Origin of the sequence: Streptomyces sp. PsTaAH-124 (assembly GCF_000373685.1) — a bacterium.
Classification (GTDB): domain Bacteria; phylum Actinomycetota; class Actinomycetes; order Streptomycetales; family Streptomycetaceae; genus Streptomyces; species Streptomyces andamanensis.
In genome coordinates this window covers 73,889-93,255 of sequence record NZ_KB892172.1, presented here as the reverse complement: position 1 = coordinate 93,255, position 19,367 = coordinate 73,889, and the positions used below count along the sequence as shown (strand labels likewise).

The following is a 19,367-nucleotide window of genomic DNA, read 5'->3' as shown; positions in this document are numbered from 1 at the left end:
GACCGGCCCGGCGGCGCGTGACCGCTGCGCCGCCGGGCCCCTCCGCCGTCCGTCAGCTCTTCGGGCCGCGCCCCGGCGCCAGCGCGGAGCGCTTGTACGAGTAGCCGAAGTAGATGACGCAGCCGATCAGGAACCACACCACGAACCGCACCCACGTCTGCCACTGGAGGAACGTGATCAGCCAGATGGAGAAGACGATCCCGAGCGCGGGCACGAACGGCATCCACGGGGTGCGGAAGGAACGCGGCAGGTCCGGCTGCCGGTAGCGCAGCACGATCACCGCCGTGCAGACCACCACGAACGCCAGCAGGATCCCGATGTTGGTCAGCTCGGCCGCCTCCGCGATCGGCAGGAACCCGGCGATCACGGCGGACGCGATCCCGACGATCCACGTCACGCGCGTCGGCACATGCCGGGTGGGGTGCGTCTTGGCGAACCAGCGCGGCAGCAGCCCGTCCCGGGACATCGAGAACCACACCCGGGTCACACCCAGCATGAACGTGAACATCACGGTGAGGATGCCGATGATCGCGCCCACCGCGATCACGTCCGCCAGACTGCTCAGCCCCACCGACTTGAACGCGGTCGAGAAGCCGCTCTCCTTGTCGATGTCCTTGTAGTTCTGCATACCGGTGAGCACCAGGCAGGCCGCCACGTACAGCACCATCGCGATGGCCAGCGAGTAGATGATCGCCTTCGGCATGTGCCGCTGTGCGTCCTTGGACTCCTCGGCCGCCGTCGACATGGCGTCGTAGCCGAAGACCGCGAAGAACACGGTGGCCGCGCCGGTGAACGCCCCGCCGACCCCGAAGGGGAAGAACGGATGGTAGTTGGCGCTGTTGATGTGGAAGACACCGACCAGGATCACCACCAGCACCACGACGACCTTCAGCGCCACCACGACCGTCTCGAAGCGGGCCGCGCTGCGGATGCCGAGGTTCAGCAGCCAGGCGATGAGCAGGCACAGGATCGCCGCGAACAGGTCGACCCGGTGCCCCGAGCCGGTGCCGGGCGCGCCCAGCATCCAGGACGGCAGATGCGCGCCCATGTCCTCGACGAGGAAGCTGAAGTACCCGGAGATGCCGATGGCGACCACCGCCACGATCGCCGTGTACTCCAGCAGCAGGTCCCAGCCGATGAACCAGCCGGCGAACTCGCCGAGCACCGCGTACCCGTAGGTGTACGCCGAGCCCGCCTTCGGGATCATCCCGGCGAACTCCGCGTACGACAGCGCGGCCGCGGCGCTGGCCACGCCCGCGATCAGGAAGGAGACGAGCACCGCGGGACCGGCCGTGCCGTTGGCCACCGTACCGGCCAGGGTGAAGATGCCCGCCCCGATGATGCCGCCCACACCGATCGCCGTGAGCTGCCACAGCCCGAGCGACCGTTCGAGTTTCGGTCCTTCGCCGCCTTCCGTCTCCTCGATGTGTTCGATGGGTTTACGGCGGAGAATGCCCTCACCCATGCGGAGCCCGGCCATGCGCCTCACCTCTTCGCAGACGGCAATCGGCTGACGGCGGATCATGATGGCCCAGCGCGGCCGGGTTCGGAAGACGCCACGCACGCCCCGCCGGTCACGGGGGACGCGGTGCGACGCCTTACGGCACCACCGTCACAGGCCACCTTCCCGCTTTCACCAGGCGTACTGCCACCGAACCGATGATCCGATGACCCGCCTGCTCCGAGGCGCCGACGACCACCGCGTCCGCCTTCAGCTCGTCGGAGGCCGTCACCAGCCCGTTGTACGGATCACCGCGGAAGGTGTGGAACTCCCAGCGCACCTCGAATATCCCCTTGAGCCGTTCGGCGGACTCGCGGATCTGCTGGACGAGGTCCTCGGCGATCTCGTCGGTCGTGTCGGCCACCGGCGCGCCCAGCGCGGCCCCCGCCGACATCACCGGCTGCACGTACACGAGGGCCAGCCGCGCGCCCTGCCGACGGGCGAGACCGGCGGCGTAGGCGGCGGCCCGCATCGAGGAGTCGGAGCCGTCCACCCCGGCCACGATCACCTTCGGCCCGTCGGTGCCCCGCTCGAAGCGGGACGCCTGCTGCTCGTGCTCCTCGTGCTGTTCCGTCACGCTGCGTAGCTTATCGGACGGGGCGCCGCTGGGCGCCGACTGGTCCGGGCGGGTGTTTTCGTGCCGCCGAACCGGTGCGGCGGCGACCGCCCGGTCACTGATGACTCATGCAGAAGGATCAGTTGTTCACGCGGCGCCGGGCCTTGCTCGCCGGGGCCGCCGCTCTCGGCGCGGCAGGCGCCGCCGGCACGGCCGGACTGCTGCTCTCCGGTTCCCCCGGCGGTCCGCCGCCCGCGCCGCCCGCCGCGGGCCCGCAGGCGCACAGCGCCCTCAGACCCTCCGCCTACCGGCTGCGGCCCCTGACCGGCGACGCCCCGCAGCGGATCAGGCCGCTGCCGACCGAGGTGCGCACCGCCCCGATCCTGAGCTTCTCCGGCCGCGGCAACACGATGCTCCTCACCTTCGACGACGGCCCCAACCCCGAGTACACCCCCCAGGTGCTGGACACCCTGGCCAAGTACGACATCCGGGCGACGTTCATGGTGTGCGGCGAGATGGCCGACTGGAACCGCGACCTGCTGGCCCGGATGGCCGACGAGGGCCATGTCGTCGGCAACCACACCTGGACCCACCCGCTGCTCACCCAGCTCAGCCGGAGCGAGATCCGCGACGAGATCGAGAGCACCAGCGACGTCATCGAGAAGGCGTACGGCGAGCGGCCCCTGTGGTTCCGCGCCCCCTACGGCGCCTGGAACCGCACGGTCTTCCGGCTCAACGCCGAACTCGGCATGGAGCCCCTGGCCTGGACCGTCGACAGCCTCGACTGGACGACGCCCGGCACCAAGGCCATCGTGCGCCGGGTGGAGCGGGGCGCCGCCCCCGGGGTGGTGGTGCTCTCCCACGACGCCGGGGGCGACCGCTCGCAGACCGTCCGGGCGCTGCGCACCTATCTGCCCAAGCTGCTGGACGAGGGCTACCACTTCACCGTCCCGCGCCGGAAGTACACCTGACACGGCCGCCCGCCCGGCGGTGCCGTCGCGCCGGGCGGGCCCCCGCCGGTCAGCGGACCTCGGCCAGCCGGGCGAAGACGACGACGTTCCCCTGGTACCCGGTCTTCTTCGTGTAGTCGCCGCCGCAGGTGATGAGCCGCAGCTCCGGTGTGCCCTTCGAGCCGTACACGCGGTCCCCGGGGAAGTCGCTCTTCTCGAACACCTCCACCCCGTACACCTCGAAGACGGCCGTCCTCCCGTCCTCGCGGTGGATCTCGACGTGGTTGCCCTTCTTCAGCGCGCCGAGGCCGTAGAAGACCGCCGGACCCATGGTGTTGTCCACATGGCCGACGACGACCGCGGTCCCCTTCTCGCCCGGGGTGACGGCGCCGTTGAACCAGCCCGCCAGGTTCGGGTCGTCCGGGGGCGGTGCCGCGACCCAGCCGTCGCTGTCCACGCCGACCGGGGTGACGGGCGCGTCGACCTGGATCACGGGGACCCTGATCCGGTCGGGCACCGAGCGCTCCAGGGCCGGTGCGTCCGCGCCGTCCGTGGACTGCGGGGCGCTGGGCACCGCGCGCGCGACGTCCGGTGCCGCCGCCTTCGCGGGCTGGGGCGGACCGGCGTCGAACTCGCCCGAGCCGTTGCGGATGAGAGCGAGCCCGGAGAGCAGGACCAGCGCTATCACGCCCCACGGCGCACGCTTCCGCCGTGGCTGCGGCTCCTCCTCTTCCCGGAATCCGGACAGCTCGCTCGCAGTCATACGCCATCCCCTCTCGGCGCGGCCGGCACCGTTCTCACTCGCCCGTGCCTGCACGCTAAGTCCGGCGCCGGGAACCGGCGACGGGACGGAGGCGAACGGGTGGCGCACCGCCTTTTCGTGCGCCATCCGAGTCGGGCCGTACGGGGGCTTTATGACAACCCGTGACCTGCGGCGACCTTCAACGGGGTGAATCCGCCGGCGGATCGGCTCACCGGGTCGGACGAGCGCCGAAGTGCGGTCGGGTACGGGCCGTCCGAGGGTTCTCGCGGGAGGCGCTTTCTCGCCGATCGACCGGGTACGGGCCCCCGGGGCGCCTTCCGCGGAGGAACACATGTCCATCACTCGTACCCCCCTGGCGGCCCTGGTGGCCGCCGTCGCCGCCGTAGGGCTGGCCGCCCCGGTGGCCGTCGCCAAGGGCGGCGACGCCCCCGGCGGCTGGGACGTCGGGCCGGGCAACGGCCAGATCGGCGGCTTCGGGAGCGGCCAGGTCGGCGGTCCGGGCAACGGGCAGATCGGAGGACTCGGCAACGGTCAGATCGGCGGGCCGGGCATCGGCCAGGTCCCTGGCGGCGGCGGGGTCGGTGGCGTCGGTGGGGTGGGTGGCGTCGGCGGCGTGGGCGGTGTCGGCGGGGTGGGCGGCTTCGGCGGCGGTCCCGACGGCGGTCCGGGCAACGGACAGGTGGGCGGCTTCGGCGGCGGCCGGGGCCCGGACGGAGGCTTCGGGCGCGGCCCGGACGGCGGGTTCGGGCGGGGGCACGAACACCGGCCGAGACACGGCCAGGTGGGCGGGTTCGGCGAGGGGCACGGCGGCGGCCACGGGGGCGGCCAGGACGGCGGACCGGGCGGCTGGACCGGAGGCGGCCCAGGCGGGTGGCCGGGCGGCGGCGGCCCCGGTGGCGGCGGTCCCGGTGGTGGTCCGGGCGGCGGCTCCGGCGGGATCCGCGACATCACCGCCCTGCCCGGTGTGATCGCCCGCGGCGGGCAGCTGGCGATCACGGTGGAAGGCTGCCGCAGCGGCGGGACCGCCGCCTCGCGCGCCTTCTCGACCACCGGGCTGCGGCCCGTCAACGGCGCGCGCGAGACGGCACGGGGCGTGGCCACCGTCCGCGAGGACGTCCGCCCCGGCACGTACGACATCACGGTCCGGTGCGACGGCCGCACCCTGACCCGGCCGGGGGCGTTCACCGTCGTCGGCGGTGTGCGCGGCGGCCTCGGCGGGGCCACGACCACCGGCGCGACCACGGCGGACATCGCCATCGGCGGCGGCCTGGTGGCGGCGGGCGTCGTCGGCGGCGGGGTGTTCCTGCTGCGCCGCCGGCCCGGCAGGCGCGTCTGACGGCGCCGTACGCCCACGGCCCCCGGTCCGGCCTCCGTCCCGCGCGGCGGAGGCCGGACCGGCGCGTGTGCGGCGGCGGCCCGCGCCGCGACCGCCCGGGGCGGGACCGGCCCCCGCGGACATCTTCCTGCCCCCGCTGACATCTTCCTGACACACCTGCGCCCCGGACCCGCACAGGTCCGGGGCGCAGCTGTATGTGGGGGTGACGGCGGTGTCAGGCGACGCCCTCCTCGCCGGTGCGGCGCCGCGACAGGTAGTACGCCGTGCCCACCGAACCGGCGATGAGCGCCGTGCCCATGCCGACCTCCTTCAGGTCGAACCCGGCGACGGTGCCGCCCCCGCCCGCGCGGACGCCGTGCTGGAAGTGCTCGGGCTTGCCTCCGCCCCGGCCGCCGCGGCCCTCGTCCTCGTCGTCGGACCCGTAGGAGCTGCTGTCGCCGCCACCGCCGCCGTAGGAGCGGTCGCCGCCGCCCCCGCCGCCGTACGACGAGTGGCCGCCGCCGTCGTAGGAGCCGCCGTCACCGCCGCTCGCGACGGCCGCGGGTGCGGAGAGGGTGAGGGCGCCCAGACCCAGCAGTGCCGCCGAAACGACGCGTATGACGCGCATGGTGATTCCTCCGGTCCCCGAGGAGCAGCTGCGGACCTTTTCCGCGTGCGCCTGAAATGCACCTCGATGATCGAAACGCTAGGAACATGTGCACTCCGGCGCTATCGCACCCGGGCGAACGGGGCAACCGTGTGGGCCGCACAGGGGACGGGGCACCCGCGGCCGGGGTACCGGCCGGTGAGTGCCCGTCACTCCCGCGCGCCTCCCGCCGTACCCGGCCGCCTCAGCGGGTGATGCCCGGGAACATGTCCAGGAAGGGCGCCGTGGACGACGCGATGCCCCGGCTGTAGGGCGCGTCGAAGTCCCAGATCAGGAAGAGGAGGAAGGCGATCAGCGCGGAGAACACCCCTGCGAGGACCAGTTCGCGCGGGGTGCGCCGGATCTGGAGCGCGAACACCATGCCGATGGTGATCACCGCCCCGGCGATCAGTCCGAACCACACCACGCCGGGCATCGTCGCCCCGGTGGAGTCCGAGCGGGCGGCGCGGGCCTGGTCGGCGGCGGTGACCTGGTCGACGAGCGGCTGGTACGCCTGCGCCTCGAAGTCGGACTTCGGCTGGTAGTCGCTGACGTCGGCGCGGATCTTCTCCAGCAACTGGTCGCCCTGCTTCGTCACATGACCGTGGTCGACCATCGTCTTCCACTCGGTGTGCACGACGTGTCCGACATAGGCGTTGACATCGGAACGGATCCGGTCGCGCACGTCCGGCGGATAGACCCGGACGCGTTCGGAGATCTCGTGCAGCGCCTGGGCCTCGGCCTGGACGTGGTCCTGGGCGGAGACGCGGGCCTCCCAGACCCCGGCGATGGCCAGGCCCAGCACGATGGCGTACACCACACCGATCCACATCGTCATGTACTCGATGACGTCCGGGGTGTCGCTGGGGTCCTCGTCCTCGGCCGCCGTGCGGTCCCGTACGAGGGTGATGACCACGACCACGGCACAGGCGGCCAGCATCGCGAGGACGAGAACAAGCCATTCCGACAACGGGTTCCTCCAGGGGTCAGCGCGGGCGGAGCGCGGCGACGGCGACCAGCGCGGGCACCGCGATCAACAGGACGTAGGTGATCGGCGACGGAGCGCGCCGGGGCGTGTGCCGGTGCGGCTGGGCCCGGTAGTGCGGATAGGTGACCGGCCGCGCCGAAGGGCTGGGGCGGGGCGTGGGACTCGGTGTCGGGGTGGGGGTGGGCGAGGGAGGCGGGGGCGGTGTCGGGCGGGGTGCGGGGGCCACCGGGGCCGGTCGCGGGGGCGGCGGCGTGGGCCGGGGCTTCGGCGGAGGTGCCGGGCGCGGGGTGGGCTTCGGTGGTGGTGGTGGTTTCGGTGTGGGCGACGGGGTGGGGGTGGGGGACGGAGTAGGAGTGGGAGTCGGGGTCGGAGTCGGCGTGGGCGTAGGTGTGGGCGTGGGCCTCGGGCACGGGGGGAACGGGGGCCAGGTGCCGCCGCCGGCCACCGCCACCGCCACGGTTCCGCCCGGCCCCGTGGAGGCGTAGGCGCAGGCGTCGGCGGCCGCCGGGGCGGCGGGGACGCCCACGCAGGTCCACGCCACGGCCGTCGGCGCCAACACCCGCAGCACCAGGGCGAATCGGGTCGGTTTCGGTCGATGCACGACCGAGATCATGGGCCGCTCCGGACCCCCGCACTCCGACGCGCCGGGCGATTGGTCCGAAGGAGCGAAACGGGACGGAGGCTGGTTTGGGCGGAGCACCGCCCTCGGCGAGCCGATACGGACGCGTGTGCGAGCTGGTGGAGAGCGGCCCCAGGCCGACTCGAACCCGGCCCGAGGCCGACGTGAGCCGACGCAAGCCGACGTGAGCCGACATGAGTCGCCGTGAGTCGGCGTGAGTCGGCGGGTCCGGACGCGGGGTCGCCTCGGCGGCACGGTCACCGAGCGCGACGGCCGGCGCGCCGACGGCAACCGGTGCGCTCTGCCCCCGCTGCGGGGCAGGGAGGCGCCGAACGCGGAAGTGACGGCGGGCGCACGCGCACACCGCGCACACCGCGCATGCGGTGCCTGCCGGATCGTTTCTCTTCCGCATGGCGCCAAGGGGCGGTCCGCCGCGTGCCGGAGCGTGCGCCCGAGCGCTTCCGCCGGGCCCGCACATCGGCGCAATCCACCGTGATGCGGGCGCCCTCCGGACCGTACGCCGCAGGTGGTGACCGGGAACGGATGGTCAATTTCCGTTTCCTCTCGCCCCTTTGGCGGGCGATCAGTAGCCTCAGCTCGAACACCGGATCGCCTACGTTGTGGAGAGAAGATGGAGCGTCCCGCCTGGGCCCCACGGAGCATCGACATCTCGGTGCCGAGCGTCGCCCGGATCTACGACTACTACCTGGGCGGTTCGCACAACTTCGAGATCGACCGCGAAGCGGCCCGCAGGGCCATGGAGTTCATGCCGGGGCTGCCCAAGATCATGCAGGCCAACCGGGCGTTCATGCGCCGCGCCGTGCGGTACGCGCTGGACGAGGGCGTCACGCAGTTCCTCGACATCGGGTCCGGCATCCCCACCTTCGGCAACGTCCACGAGGTCGCCCAGGCCGCCCGCCCCGGCGCCCGCGTGGTCTACGTCGACCACGACCCGGTCGCGGTCACCCACAGCCAGGCCGTCCTCGCGGACAACGACGACGCGGACGTGGTCGCGGCGGACCTGCGCAAGCCCCACGAGATCCTCGAAAGCCCCCCGTTGCGGCGGCTGATCGACCTGAATCGGCCAGTGGCGCTGCTTCTCGTTGCCATACTTCACTTCGTGGAAGACACGGACGACCCGTACACCGCCGTCGCCGCGCTGCGCGACGCGCTCGCCCCCGGCAGCCTGCTGATCCTCACGCATGCCTCGTACGAGGGAATCCCGCTGCCGCCGGAGCGGAGCGAGGGCGCGGTCGACGTATACAAGGGCATCCGCAATCCGCTGATCATGCGCTCGCGCGAGGAGATCGCGCGGTTCTTCGAGGGGTACGACATGGTGGAACCCGGACTGGTGCCGATGGCGCGCTGGCGGCCGGAGACGGCGCCGGAGGACGAGGATCCTTACGCCTTCTCCGGATACGCCGGCGTGGGGCGTACGGCGTGAACACGCAGCCGGACGGCCCGGAGGACAGACTGCGCCGGCTGACGACGATCTGGAGCCGGGCGGTCTTCCCGGTGACCTCCACGTCGCTGACCCGCCCGGAGTTCGAGGAGCAACTCCTGCCGCTGGCCCGCCGGCTGAGCGGGGCGCTGCGGGCCAGGGCGTTCGACGCCGCGGAGGGCGAGGCGGTCGGCGCCGCGCTGATCGGGGCGCACTGCACGGCGCCCGAGGCACTGAGCCGCTCCCTGGACTGCGTGGACGCCTACCTCGTGCTCTACTGCGGCGAGGACGGCGACCCGGAGGATCTGCGGGCCCGCTCCGGGCGTCTCCAGCACGCCATGGCCGCCGGGTTCGCGCGGGCGCTGCGCGAGCGCACCCTCGTCGAGCAGGAGGCCATCGCGCAGGCCGCGTTGCGCGCCCAGGGCGTGGTCGCCCAGGCGCTGCACGCCAGCGAGGCCCGCTTCCGCGCCGTGTTCGAGGGCGCCGCCATAGGCATCGGGATCGCCGACCTCGACGGCAACGTCCTCCAGGTCAACGGCGCGTTGCTGCGCATGTTCGGCGGCTCCGAGCAGAGCCTGCGCGTACGCAACGTCCAGGAGTGGACGCACGCCGACGACGCCCCGCAGACCTGGCGGCTGTACCAGGAACTGGTGCGCGGCGAGCGCGAGCACTACCACGTGGAGAAGGCCTTCTACCGCCCCGACGGCACGGTCCTGTGGACCAACCTGACCGTCTCCCTGCTGCGCGACCCCGACGGCAACCCCCAGTACCAGCTGGCCCTGATGGAGGACACCACCGAGCGGCGGCTGCTCAACCTGCGGCTGCGCTACGAGGCCACCCACGACGCGCTCACCGGACTGCCCAACCGCACCCTGTTCTTCGAACGGCTGGAGAAGACGCTCAACGCGGGCGAGGGCAGCCGCTTCGGGCTGTGCTACCTCGACCTGGACGGCTTCAAGACCATCAACGACAGCCTCGGCCACGCGGCCGGCGACCGGCTGCTGGTGGAGGTCGCCGACCGGCTCCAGGCGTGCGCGACCGCGCCCGGCGAGATGGTCGCCCGGCTCGGCGGCGACGAGTTCGTCGCGCTGACCACCGGAGCCGACAGCCGCAGCGAGGTCGACGACCTCGCCACCCGCATCATGAACGCGCTGCTCGCCCCCATCCGCATCGACGGCCGCGAACTGACCGTGCGCGGCAGCATCGGCGTCGTCGAGGGCCCGGTGGGGGAGCGCAGCGCGGCGGAGGTGCTGCGCAGCGCCGACATCACCATGTACCGCGCCAAGTCGGCGGGCGGCAACCGCTTCGAGCTGGCCGACCCGGAGGCCGACGCCCGCGCCATCACCCGGCACGGGCTCACCACCGCGCTGCCCGCCGCGCTCGACCGGGGCGAGTTCTTCATCGAGTACCAGCCGCTGGTGCACCTCGGCGACGGCAGTGTGCGCGGCGCTGAGGCACTGGTGCGCTGGCTGCACCCGCAGCACGGCGTGCTCGGCCCCGACCGGTTCATCCCGCTCGCCGAGCACACCGGGCTGATCGTGCCGCTGGGCCGCTGGGTCATGGAGCAGTCGGTGCGTCAGGCCCGCGAGTGGCGGGAGCGGTACGGTGACGGCTCCAGCGGGCCGCTGCGCATCAACGTCAACCTCTCGCCGTGCCAGCTCGGCCATCCCGGACTCGTCCAGGACACCGTCGACATCCTGGAGCGCGCGGGGGTGACCCCGGACGCGCTGTGCCTGGAGGTGACCGAGTCGGCGCTGATCGGCGCGGACGACGATCTGCTCAAACCGCTGCGCCGACTGGCCGACATGGGCGTGGACATCGCGCTGGACGACTTCGGCACCGGCTACTCCAACCTGGCCAATCTGCGGCGGCTGCCGGTGAGCGTGCTCAAGCTGGACCGCTCCTTCACCCAGGGCATGCAGCAGTTCCCGGCCGACCCCGTCGACCTGAAGATCGTCGAGGGGATCGTCGCCCTGGCGCACAGCCTGGACCTCGCGGTCACCGTCGAGGGCGTGGAGACCGGAGCCCAGGCGGAACAACTGCGGATACTGGGCTGCGACACGGCCCAGGGCTGGTACTACGCCCGTCCCGGCCCGCCGGACCGGCTGCACGAGCTGGCCCTGGCGGACGCGACGGGCTGAGCCGACGGGGCGGTGCCGCCCGGCGCGGGCGACGGGTGCGTGTGCAGTGGGTACGCCTACCGCCGCCGTCCGTCTCCGCCGCGGCTCCGGCGCCCGCCGTTTCCCTGGTCTAGCCTCCGGCTCCTGCCACGGCCCGGGCTCCCAGGCCGGTTCCGGGGGCGGACGACGCCTCGTCGGGCGTGCGCTGCGGCGCCCGCGTCCGCGCCTCGGCCACCGCCGTGGCCGCCCGGACCAGGGCCGCCGTGGCGGTCGAGCGCGACTGCTGGGGCCAGGCGACCGCCATGACGGCGGCGGGCGCGTCCACGACGGGGCGGTAGGCGACGCCGGGGCGCGGGTAGCGCAGGGTCACGGAGGCGGGCAGCAGCGTGACGACCTCGCCGAGCGCGACCAGGGTGAGCAACTGGGCCAGATCGCGGCAGTCGTCCCGGGCCCGCCCGACGGGCCGGCCGACGTCCTCCGCGGTCATGCCCAGGTCGTCCAGGCCGAGGCGGGTGCGCGCGGCGAGCGGATGGGCCGCCGCCACGGCGGCGACGCGAGGCTCCACGGTGAGTGTCTCGCTGTCCAGGCCGGTCGGGTCGTAGGGAGTGTGGACCAGGGCCACGTCCGCCTCGCCGCGGCGCAGCAGCGTGGCGGACTCGTGCAGCGCGCAGAGCCGGACCGTCACCGGGACGGCGGCCGGGTCGGCGGCGAAGCGCTCCAGGATCGGTTCCAGCAGACCCGCGTCGCCGTCGGCCTTCACCGCGAGGACCAGCCCGGCCTGCGGTGCGACGGCCCGCTGCGCCCGGTGCCCGGCCGCCGTCAGGGCGTCCAGCGCGATCCGGCCCTCCGTGAGCAGCACCTCGCCGGCCGGGGTCAGTGCCACCCGGTGGGTGCTCCGCTCGAACAGGGTGACGCCGAGGTCCGTCTCCAGCGCGCGGATCGCGCGGGACAGCGGGGGCGGCGAGATGCCGAGCCGCTCGGCGGCGCGGGCGAAGTTCAGCTCCTCGGCGACGGCGACGAAATAGCGCAGGGCACGGGACTCCACGGCGGCCCCTTCCGGTCGGTATTGCCTCCAGGGTAACGACCGCGACCGGACCGGACCTTCAGTTCCGGCGGCGACGGGCGAAGGATCGGGGTACGCGGGAGAGGGCAGGGAGCAGCGGGGGTGTGCCACCGGGCACACCCTCACCCTCTACTTCAGCCTTACCTTTCGCGCCTTCTGTGCTTCTCCACCTCCGTACCCCTGTGACTTCCGGGAGACCCCTCGTGATGCTCGTGACCACTCCGACCGGCCAGATCGGCGGGCGCCTGCTCGACCTCCTCCTCGACGCGCCGGAGACGACCGGACAGCTCCGGGTGATCGCCCGCGACCCGGCGCGCCTCACCCCGCGGGTTCGGGAGCGGGCCGAGGTGTTCCGCGGCTCGCACAGCGACCCCGGACTGCTCGCCGAGGCGGCGGCGGGCGCCGACCAGGTCTTCTGGCTGGTGCCCCCGGTGCCGGGCGCCGAGAGCGTCGAGGGCCATTTCCGGGCCTTCGCCGACGCGCTGTGCCGGGTGATCGGGGAGCAGGGCGTGCGGCGGGTGGTGGGCGTCTCCACCCTGGGCCGCAAGACCGCCGCGGCCGCCGGGCAGATCTCCGCGTCGCTGGCGATGGACGAGCGGATCGAGGCCACCGGTGTGCACTACCGGGCGCTGTGCCCGCCCTTCCTGATGGAGAACCTGCTCGGCCAGGCCGCCTCGATCCGCGAGCAGGGGATCTTCCACCTGGCCAACGACGCCGGACGGGTCCTGCGCACCTGTGCCACCGGTGACATCGCCGCCACCGCCGCCCGGCTGCTGCTCGACCCGTCCTGGACCGGGCAGGAGGACGTCCCGCTGGTGGGCCCCGACGCGCTGACGCCCGAGGGCATGGCCGAGGTGATGTCCGAGGTGCTGGGCCGCCCGGTCCGGCTGCGGCCGGTCGCCCTCGACGACTTCCGGCGCGCCCTGCTGGGCCACGGTGTCAGTGAGGCGTGGGCGCAGGGCGTCGTCGACATGGTCCGCGCCCAGGACGAGCAGGGCTTCTACGGCGCCGGTGTGCCGAGCACCCCGGACACGGCGCCCACCGGCTTCGGCCAGTGGTGCGAGGAGGTGCTGGCCCCGGCCGTGCGCGGCTGAGCACCGTACGCCCGCGGAGCCGCCCGTACGCGTGCGCCCGCAGCCCCGGGCCCGCTCACCGCTCCAGCAGCATCCGCTGGAGCTCCCTGGCCGCCCGCGGCGGCGCCACGTCGCTGCGGTGGGCCAGGGCGATCGTGCGGTGCAGGCCGGGGCGGGCCAGCGGGGTCACCCGCAGACCGTGCCCGGAGCGGGCGGCGACCATGCGGGGCACGACGGCGACGCCCAGACCGGCCCGTACGAAGCCCAGGACGGCGTCCATCTCACCGCCCTCCACGGCGAACTCCGGCTCGAAGCCCTCGGCGCGGCACGCGGCGACCGTCAGCTCCCGCAGGTCGTAGCCGTGGCGGAACATCACGAGCCGCGCGCCCGCCAGGTCCGCGATGCGCACCGTCCGCCGCCCCGCGGGTCCGGGCGGTGGCGCGTCCGAGGAGGACACCACGACCAGGTCCTCGCGCAGCAGCTCCACCGTGGCCAGCGCGGGGGACGGGCTGGGCAGCGGCAGCACCACCAGGGCCAGGTCCAGGGCACCGCGCGCCAGCTCCCGTACGAGATCGTGCGAACCGCCCTCCTCGACCAGCAGCCGGATGCCCGGGTAGCGGTCGTGGAAGGCGCGCAGCACGTCCGGCAGCAGCCCCGTGCACAGGCTCGGCGTGGCGCCCAGCCGCACCCGGCCCCGGCGCAGCTGGGCCAGCTCCTGCACCTCGTGCCGGGCGGTGTCCGCGTCGGCGAGGATGCGCCGGGCCAGCGGCAGCAGCGCCTCGCCCGCGTCGGTGAGCGTGATGTTGCCGCGCGCCCGCTGGAACAGGTCGGCGCCCAGCTCCCGCTCCAGCGCCTTGATCTGCTGGGACAGCGAGGGCTGGGCGACATGGACCAGATCGGCGGCCCGGGTGAAGTGCCGGGTCTCGGCGACGGCCACGAAGTACTGGAGCTGCTGGAGCTGCACCCGGCCATGATAGCCGCCGCCTATCGGAACGAGCCGGACCATGTCTTGGACCGATGACCCCCGGCGGGCCTAGCGTCGGTCCCATGGCTCTGGCAACGCGGACGGACCGACGGCCGTCCCTGGCACGCACCGTGTGGCGGTCGACCGTCGGGAAGAAGACCGTGATGGCGGTCAGCGGCCTGATCATGCTGCTGTACCTGGTCGCCCACATGATCGGGAACCTGAAGATCTACTTCGGCGCGGGCGAGTTCAACCACTACGCGCACTGGCTGCGCACCGTGGGCGAGCCGTTCATGCACTACGAGTGGACGCTCTGGCTGATCCGGGTCGTGCTGGTCGTCGCCGTGGTCGCGCACGCCGTCTCCGCCTACCAGCTCAGCCGCCGCGACATCCGGGCGCGCCCGGCCAAGTACGTGCACGCCAGGCCCCGCGCGAGCTACGCCACCCGCACCATGCGCTGGGGCGGGATCATCCTCGGCCTGTTCATCGTCTGGCACCTGCTGGACCTGACCACCGGCACCGTGCACTCCGGCGGCTTCCAGGAGGGCCACCCGTACCAGAACGTCGTGGACACCTTCTCCACCTGGTACGGCAACGTGATCTACATCGTCGCCATGCTGGCGCTCGGCCTGCACATCCGGCACGGCTTCTGGAGCGCCGCCCAGACCCTCGGCGTCGGCAGCCGGGCCCGCGACCGCGCCCTGAAGACCGTCGCAGACGTCCTCGCAGTACTGCTCACGGCCGGTTTCATCGCCGTACCGGTGGGCGTGATGACCGGAGTGGTGAGCTGACATGACCGCCTACGCCGACTACACGACCGGTGAACCGGTCGCCGACACCAAGGCCCCCTCCGGGCCGGTCGAACAGCGCTGGGACACCCGGCGTTTCGAGGCCAGGCTGGTCAACCCGGCCAACCGGCGCGGACAGACGGTCATCGTCGTCGGCACCGGCCTCGCGGGCGGCTCGGCCGGGGCCACCCTCGCCGAACAGGGCTACCGCGTCGTCCAGTTCTGCTACCAGGACTCCCCGCGCCGGGCCCACTCCATCGCCGCGCAGGGCGGCATCAACGCCGCGAAGAACTACCGCAACGACGGCGACTCGGTGCACCGCCTGTTCTACGACACCGTCAAGGGCGGCGACTTCCGCTCCCGCGAGTCCAACGTGCACCGGCTCGCCCAGATCTCCGTCGAGATCATCGACCAGTGCGTGGCCCAGGGCGTCCCCTTCGCCCGCGAGTACGGCGGCCTGCTCGACACCCGCTCCTTCGGCGGCGTCCAGGTCTCCCGCACCTTCTACGCCCGCGGCCAGACCGGGCAGCAGCTCCTGCTCGGCGCCTACCAGGCACTGTCGCGGCAGATCGCCGCCGGGAACATCGAGATGCATCCGCGCACCGAGATGCTGGACCTGATCGTCGTCGACGGCCGCGCCCGCGGCATCGTGGCCCGCGACCTGATCACCGGGAAGATCGACACCTACTTCGCGGACGCCGTCGTCCTCGCCTCCGGCGGCTACGGCAACGTCTTCTACCTGTCGACCAACGCCATGAACTCCAACGCGACCGCCGTCTGGCGGGCGCACCGGCGCGGCGCCTACTTCGCCAACCCCTGCTTCACCCAGATCCACCCCACCTGCATCCCGCGCACCGGCGACCACCAGTCCAAGCTGACCCTGATGAGCGAGTCGCTGCGCAACGACGGCCGCATCTGGGTGCCGAAGGCCAAGGGCGACGACCGCCCGCCGAACGAGATCCCCGAGGACGAGCGCGACTACTACCTGGAGCGCATCTACCCCTCCTTCGGCAACCTCGTGCCCCGCGACATCGCCTCCCGCGCCGCCAAGAACGTCTGCGACGAGGGCAGGGGAGTGGGCCCCGGCGGACAGGGCGTCTACCTGGACTTCGCCGACGCCGTCCGGCGCATGGGCCGCGCCGGGGTGGAGGAGAAGTACGGCAACCTCTTCGACATGTACGAGCGGATCACCGCGGAGAACCCGTACGAGGTGCCGATGCGGATCTACCCCGCCGTGCACTACACGATGGGCGGCCTGTGGGTCGACTACGACCTCCAGACCACCGTCCCCGGCCTGTTCGCGATCGGCGAGGCCAACTTCTCCGACCACGGCGCCAACCGCCTCGGCGCCTCCGCGCTGATGCAGGGCCTGGCCGACGGCTACTTCGTGCTGCCGGCCACCATCAACGACTACCTGGCCCGCCATCCGCACCAGGACCCGGTCACCGACGACCACCCCGTCGTCCAGGAGGTGCTGGCCGAGACCGAGGACCGGCTCCACCTGCTCCTCGCCGTCGACGGCGACCGCACCCCCGACTCCTTCCACCGCGAACTCGGCGAACTCATGTGGGAGCTGTGCGGCATGGCCCGCACCGACGCCGGGCTGCGCAAGGCGCTGGAGCGCATCCCGCAGATCCGCGACGAGTTCTGGCGGCGCATCAAGGTGCCCGGCACCGGCGAGGAGTTCAACCAGTCCCTGGAGAAGGCCAACCGCATCGTCGACTACCTGGAACTGGCCGAGCTGATGTGCCTCGACGCCCTGCACCGCGCCGAGTCCTGCGGCGGCCACTTCCGCGAGGAGTCCCAGACCTCCGACGGCGAGGCCGCCCGCCGGGACGAGGAGTTCGGCTACGCGGCGGCCTGGGAGTTCACCGACACCGGCGAGGCGCCCGTCCTGCACAAGGAAGACCTGGTCTTCGAGTACGTCCACCCCACCCAGCGGAGCTACGCATGAAGCTCACCCTGCGCGTCTGGCGGCAGCGGAACGCCGCCGCCGAGGGCGCCATGTCCACCTACGAGCTGGACGACGTCTCGTCCGACATGTCCTTCCTGGAGATGCTGGACGTCCTCAACGAACAGCTCATCCTGGCCGGTGAGGACCCCGTCGCCTTCGACCACGACTGCCGCGAGGGCATCTGCGGCGCGTGCAGCCTCGTCATCAACGGCGACGCGCACGGCCCCGAGCGCACCACCGCCTGCCAGCTGCACATGCGCTCCTTCCGCGACGGCGACACCATCGACGTCGAACCCTGGCGGGCCGCCGCCTTCCCGGTGGTCAAGGACCTCGTGGTGGACCGCTCGGCCTTCGACCGGATCATCCAGGCCGGCGGCTACATCACCGCCCCCACCGGCGCCGCCCCCGAGGCCCACGCCGCACCCGTACCGAAGCCGGACGCCGACTTCGCCTTCGAGCACGCCGAGTGCATCGGCTGCGGCGCCTGCGTGGCCGCCTGCCCCAACGGCGCGGCGATGCTGTTCACCTCCGCCAAGGTCAACCACCTCAACGTGCTGCCGCAGGGCGCCCCCGAACGCGAGAGCCGGGTGCTGGACATGGTGGCCCAGATGGACGAGGAGGGCTTCGGCGGCTGCACCCTCACCGGCGAGTGCGCCACCGCCTGCCCCAAGGGCATCCCCCTGGTGTCGATCACCGGCATGAACAAGGAGTGGCTGCGGGCCACCCGCAGGGCGGGCAGGCGGTAGGCCGCCCATCAAACGTTCGCCGAGGGGGCGGACGGACGGGGCCGGGAGTGGTGCTCATCCCCGGCCCCGCCTCGCACCCGGGCATTCAACAACCGCACACCCCCTCTCCTGGCACCGGTCACGCACCGGACAGCCGGCACCGGAAGAACAGGAACGACGGACCGCACCGCCGGTCCGCGAGCGCCCTTCCCGCTTCCCTGTCCGTACCGGCCCGTGATCCGCCCGTGACCAGGAGAGAGCCATGTCCGGTGGTACCGCACTCGCACGGCCCCCGCAGTCCTCGGCACCCGCCCGCTACACCGTCTCCCTCGCCCGCGACGAGGCCGATGTGCGCGCCGCGCAGCGGCTGCGGCACGACGTCTTCGCCAAGGAGATGGGCGCCCTGCTCGCCACCCCCGAACCGGGGCACGACATCGACGCCTTCGACGCCTACTGCGACCACCTCCTCGTGCGCGACACCGCGACCGGGCAGGTCGTCGGCACCTACCGGCTGCTGCCGCCCGAGCGGGCCGCGGTCGCCGGACGCCTCTACTCCGAGGGCGAGTTCGACCTCACGGCCCTCGACCCGATCCGCCCCTCGCTCGTCGAGGTGGGCCGCTCCTGCGTCCACCCCGACCACCGCGACGGCACCGTGATCGGCCTCATCTGGGCCGGCATCGCCCGCTACATGGTCGACCACGGCCAGGAGTGGCTCGCCGGCTGCTGCTCGCTGCCGCTCGCCGACGGCGGCGCGCAGGCGGCCCGCACCTGGGAGCGGGTGCGCGCCAAGCACCTGGCACCGGCCGAGTACCGGGTGCGCCCGCTGCTGCCCTGGCTGCCCGCGAACGCCGCCCCGGCGCCCGCCCGCGCCGAACTGCCCGCCCTGCTGCGCGGCTACCTCCGTCTGGGCGCCTGGGTGTGCGGCGAACCCGCCCACGACCCCGACTTCGGCGTCGCCGACCTGTACGTGCTGCTGTCCATGCGCCGCGTCGACCCCCGCTATCTGCGGCACTTCCTCTCCCTCGCCCCGGCCGTCCGGTGAGCGCCTGGCTGCCGGCCGCGCCCTGCACCCCGGGCGCCTGCCTGGGCGGGGCCGCCCCGGCGGTCCGCGCCCCGCTGGCCGTGCTGCGGCTCACCGCGCTGGCGGCGCTGCTGCTGGCCGGGATCGCGCTGTCCCCGCTCGGTCCGCGCCTGCCCGCGCGCTGGATCCGGCGCTGGTGCCGGGCGCTCGTCCGGGCCGCCGGGGTCCGTGTCGAGATCACCGGGGCGGCCGCGCCCACCGGCGGGCTGCTGCTGGTGGCCAACCACGTCTCCTGGCTCGACGTGCCGCTGCTGGCCGCGGTGCGCCCGGCCAGGATGCTCGCCAAACGGGAGATCCGCCGGTGGCCGCTGGCAGGCCGGCTCGCGGCCCGCGGCGGCGCCCTGTTCATCGAACGGGACCGGCTGCGCGCCCTGCCCGGCACGGTCGGCCGGATCGCGGACGCGCTGCGCGCGGGCACCGCCGTCGCCGCCTTCCCCGAGGGCAGCACCTGGTGCGGCCGGGAGCAGGGCCGCTTCCACCGGGCCGTCTTCCAGGCCGCCCTGGACGCCGGGGCGGCGGTCCAGCCGGTCCGGATCGACTACCGGGCGGGCGGCGGAGGGGCCGGTACCGCCGCCGCCTTCGTCGGCGACGACAGCCTGCTCGCGTCGCTGTGGCGGGTCGCCTCGGCCCGCGGCCTGAGCGCCCGCGTCGACGTGCGGCCCGCCCTGCCGCCGGGCACCCACCGCGACCGCCGCGCCCTGGCCGACGCCGCCCAGCACGGCGGCGGGTGCGGCGGCCCGGTCCGGCCGCTGCCCGCGCCCGCCGCCGTGCGCGCGTAGCACCGCCGGGGCCCGGGGCCGCCGGAGCCCCGGCCGGTGCG

Annotated in this window: 17 protein-coding genes and 1 pseudogene; 10 read left to right on the top strand and 8 right to left on the bottom strand. The window is 73.4% G+C overall.

The genetic code is table 11. The features are described from left to right. Positions 1–52: 52 nt before the first annotated feature. Both B086_RS0119535 and B086_RS0119530 read right to left on the bottom strand, forming a co-directional pair. Complete coding sequence (locus B086_RS0119535) at positions 53–1,480, bottom strand: amino acid permease (protein WP_018568120.1); 1,428 nt, start codon at positions 1,478–1,480, stop codon at positions 53–55. A gap of 118 nt (positions 1,481–1,598) precedes the next feature. Then, positions 1,599–2,078: a universal stress protein gene (locus tag B086_RS0119530; RefSeq protein WP_018568119.1), complete on the bottom strand. Its 480-nt coding sequence runs from the start codon at positions 2,076–2,078 to the stop codon at positions 1,599–1,601. A 107-nt stretch (positions 2,079–2,185) separates the two neighbouring features. Here B086_RS0119530 and B086_RS0119525 point away from each other — a divergent pair, with 107 nt between their 5' ends. Then, on the top strand, positions 2,186–3,028 hold the full coding sequence (locus B086_RS0119525; RefSeq protein ID WP_018568118.1) for a polysaccharide deacetylase family protein: 843 nt from the start codon (positions 2,186–2,188) through the stop codon (positions 3,026–3,028). A 49-nt stretch (positions 3,029–3,077) separates the two neighbouring features. On the opposite strand, the gene B086_RS0119520 is transcribed toward B086_RS0119525, so the two are convergent. Both B086_RS0119520 and B086_RS46260 read right to left on the bottom strand, forming a co-directional pair. After that, the gene (locus B086_RS0119520) at positions 3,078–3,770 is read right to left on the bottom strand and encodes a class F sortase (protein ID WP_026252580.1); all 693 of its coding nucleotides are present in this window, start codon (positions 3,768–3,770) and stop codon (positions 3,078–3,080) included. Between the two features lie 208 nt (positions 3,771–3,978). Next, on the bottom strand, positions 3,979–4,587 hold the full coding sequence (locus tag B086_RS46260) for a hypothetical protein (protein WP_420712552.1): 609 nt from the start codon (positions 4,585–4,587) through the stop codon (positions 3,979–3,981). Positions 4,588–4,663: 76 nt separating this feature from the next. Here B086_RS46260 and B086_RS45515 point away from each other — a divergent pair. Beyond that, positions 4,664–5,106 (top strand): annotated as a pseudogene (locus B086_RS45515) (hypothetical protein). A 214-nt stretch (positions 5,107–5,320) separates the two neighbouring features. Here B086_RS45515 and B086_RS0119510 read toward each other — a convergent pair. Then, complete coding sequence (locus tag B086_RS0119510) at positions 5,321–5,713, bottom strand: hypothetical protein (RefSeq protein ID WP_018568116.1); 393 nt, start codon at positions 5,711–5,713, stop codon at positions 5,321–5,323. 223 nt (positions 5,714–5,936) lie between these two features. Beyond that, positions 5,937–6,701, bottom strand: coding sequence for a DUF4239 domain-containing protein (locus B086_RS0119505; protein WP_078509763.1), 765 nt, complete (start codon positions 6,699–6,701; stop codon positions 5,937–5,939). Between the two features lie 1,268 nt (positions 6,702–7,969). Here B086_RS0119505 and B086_RS0119500 point away from each other — a divergent pair. Continuing rightward, a complete protein-coding gene (locus tag B086_RS0119500; RefSeq protein WP_018568114.1) occupies positions 7,970–8,782 on the top strand; it encodes an SAM-dependent methyltransferase in 813 nt (270 codons plus the stop codon). Continuing rightward, positions 8,779–10,920 carry a putative bifunctional diguanylate cyclase/phosphodiesterase gene (locus tag B086_RS0119495; RefSeq protein WP_018568113.1) on the top strand — a complete coding sequence of 714 codons (2,142 nt, stop codon included), beginning with the start codon at positions 8,779–8,781 and terminating at the stop codon, positions 10,918–10,920. Before B086_RS0119500 ends, B086_RS0119495 begins: the two co-directional genes overlap by 4 nt. Before the next feature lie 109 nt (positions 10,921–11,029). Here B086_RS0119495 and B086_RS0119490 read toward each other — a convergent pair whose 3' ends face one another. Then, positions 11,030–11,944 carry a LysR family transcriptional regulator gene (locus B086_RS0119490; protein ID WP_018568112.1) on the bottom strand — a complete coding sequence of 305 codons (915 nt, stop codon included), beginning with the start codon at positions 11,942–11,944 and terminating at the stop codon, positions 11,030–11,032. 221 nt (positions 11,945–12,165) lie between these two features. On the opposite strand from B086_RS0119490, the gene B086_RS0119485 reads away from it, so the two are divergent. Further along, positions 12,166–13,056 carry an NAD(P)H-binding protein gene (locus tag B086_RS0119485; RefSeq protein ID WP_026252579.1) on the top strand — a complete coding sequence of 297 codons (891 nt, stop codon included), beginning with the start codon at positions 12,166–12,168 and terminating at the stop codon, positions 13,054–13,056. A 55-nt stretch (positions 13,057–13,111) separates the two neighbouring features. Here B086_RS0119485 and B086_RS0119480 read toward each other — a convergent pair whose 3' ends face one another. Continuing rightward, complete coding sequence (locus B086_RS0119480; protein WP_026252578.1) at positions 13,112–13,999, bottom strand: LysR family transcriptional regulator; 888 nt, start codon at positions 13,997–13,999, stop codon at positions 13,112–13,114. 119 nt (positions 14,000–14,118) lie between these two features. Here B086_RS0119480 and B086_RS0119475 point away from each other — a divergent pair, with 119 nt between their 5' ends. The 5 genes from B086_RS0119475 to B086_RS0119455 all read left to right on the top strand — a co-directional run bounded on the left by B086_RS0119475 (position 14,119) and on the right by B086_RS0119455 (position 19,326). Further along, the gene (locus tag B086_RS0119475) at positions 14,119–14,790 is read left to right on the top strand and encodes a succinate dehydrogenase (RefSeq protein WP_026252577.1); all 672 of its coding nucleotides are present in this window, start codon (positions 14,119–14,121) and stop codon (positions 14,788–14,790) included. A gap of 1 nt (position 14,791) precedes the next feature. After that, positions 14,792–16,741 carry a fumarate reductase/succinate dehydrogenase flavoprotein subunit gene (locus B086_RS0119470; protein WP_018568108.1) on the top strand — a complete coding sequence of 650 codons (1,950 nt, stop codon included), beginning with the start codon at positions 14,792–14,794 and terminating at the stop codon, positions 16,739–16,741. After that, complete coding sequence (locus B086_RS0119465) at positions 16,738–17,487, top strand: succinate dehydrogenase/fumarate reductase iron-sulfur subunit (RefSeq protein WP_018568107.1); 750 nt, start codon at positions 16,738–16,740, stop codon at positions 17,485–17,487. Before B086_RS0119470 ends, B086_RS0119465 begins: the two co-directional genes overlap by 4 nt. Before the next feature lie 241 nt (positions 17,488–17,728). Further along, a complete protein-coding gene (locus B086_RS0119460) occupies positions 17,729–18,508 on the top strand; it encodes a GNAT family N-acetyltransferase (protein WP_018568106.1) in 780 nt (259 codons plus the stop codon). Next, complete coding sequence (locus tag B086_RS0119455; protein ID WP_018568105.1) at positions 18,505–19,326, top strand: lysophospholipid acyltransferase family protein; 822 nt, start codon at positions 18,505–18,507, stop codon at positions 19,324–19,326. The genes B086_RS0119460 and B086_RS0119455 overlap by 4 nt, the downstream gene beginning before the upstream one ends. The last annotated feature ends 41 nt before the right edge of the window (positions 19,327–19,367 follow it).

What these genes read in the sequence shown, in the direction of transcription:
- B086_RS0119535 (WP_018568120.1), bottom strand. Translation starts at nt 1,480, where the DNA reads ATGGCCGGGCTCCGCATGGGTGAGGGCATTCTCCGCCGTAAACCCATC.
- B086_RS0119525 (WP_018568118.1), top strand. Translation starts at nt 2,186, where the DNA reads ATGCAGAAGGATCAGTTGTTCACGCGGCGCCGGGCCTTGCTCGCCGGG.
- B086_RS0119520 (WP_026252580.1), bottom strand. Translation starts at nt 3,770, where the DNA reads ATGACTGCGAGCGAGCTGTCCGGATTCCGGGAAGAGGAGGAGCCGCAG.
- B086_RS0119510 (WP_018568116.1), bottom strand. Translation starts at nt 5,713, where the DNA reads ATGCGCGTCATACGCGTCGTTTCGGCGGCACTGCTGGGTCTGGGCGCC.
- B086_RS0119500 (WP_018568114.1), top strand. Translation starts at nt 7,970, where the DNA reads ATGGAGCGTCCCGCCTGGGCCCCACGGAGCATCGACATCTCGGTGCCG.
- B086_RS0119470 (WP_018568108.1), top strand. Translation starts at nt 14,792, where the DNA reads ATGACCGCCTACGCCGACTACACGACCGGTGAACCGGTCGCCGACACC.
- B086_RS0119465 (WP_018568107.1), top strand. Translation starts at nt 16,738, where the DNA reads ATGAAGCTCACCCTGCGCGTCTGGCGGCAGCGGAACGCCGCCGCCGAG.
- B086_RS0119460 (WP_018568106.1), top strand. Translation starts at nt 17,729, where the DNA reads ATGTCCGGTGGTACCGCACTCGCACGGCCCCCGCAGTCCTCGGCACCC.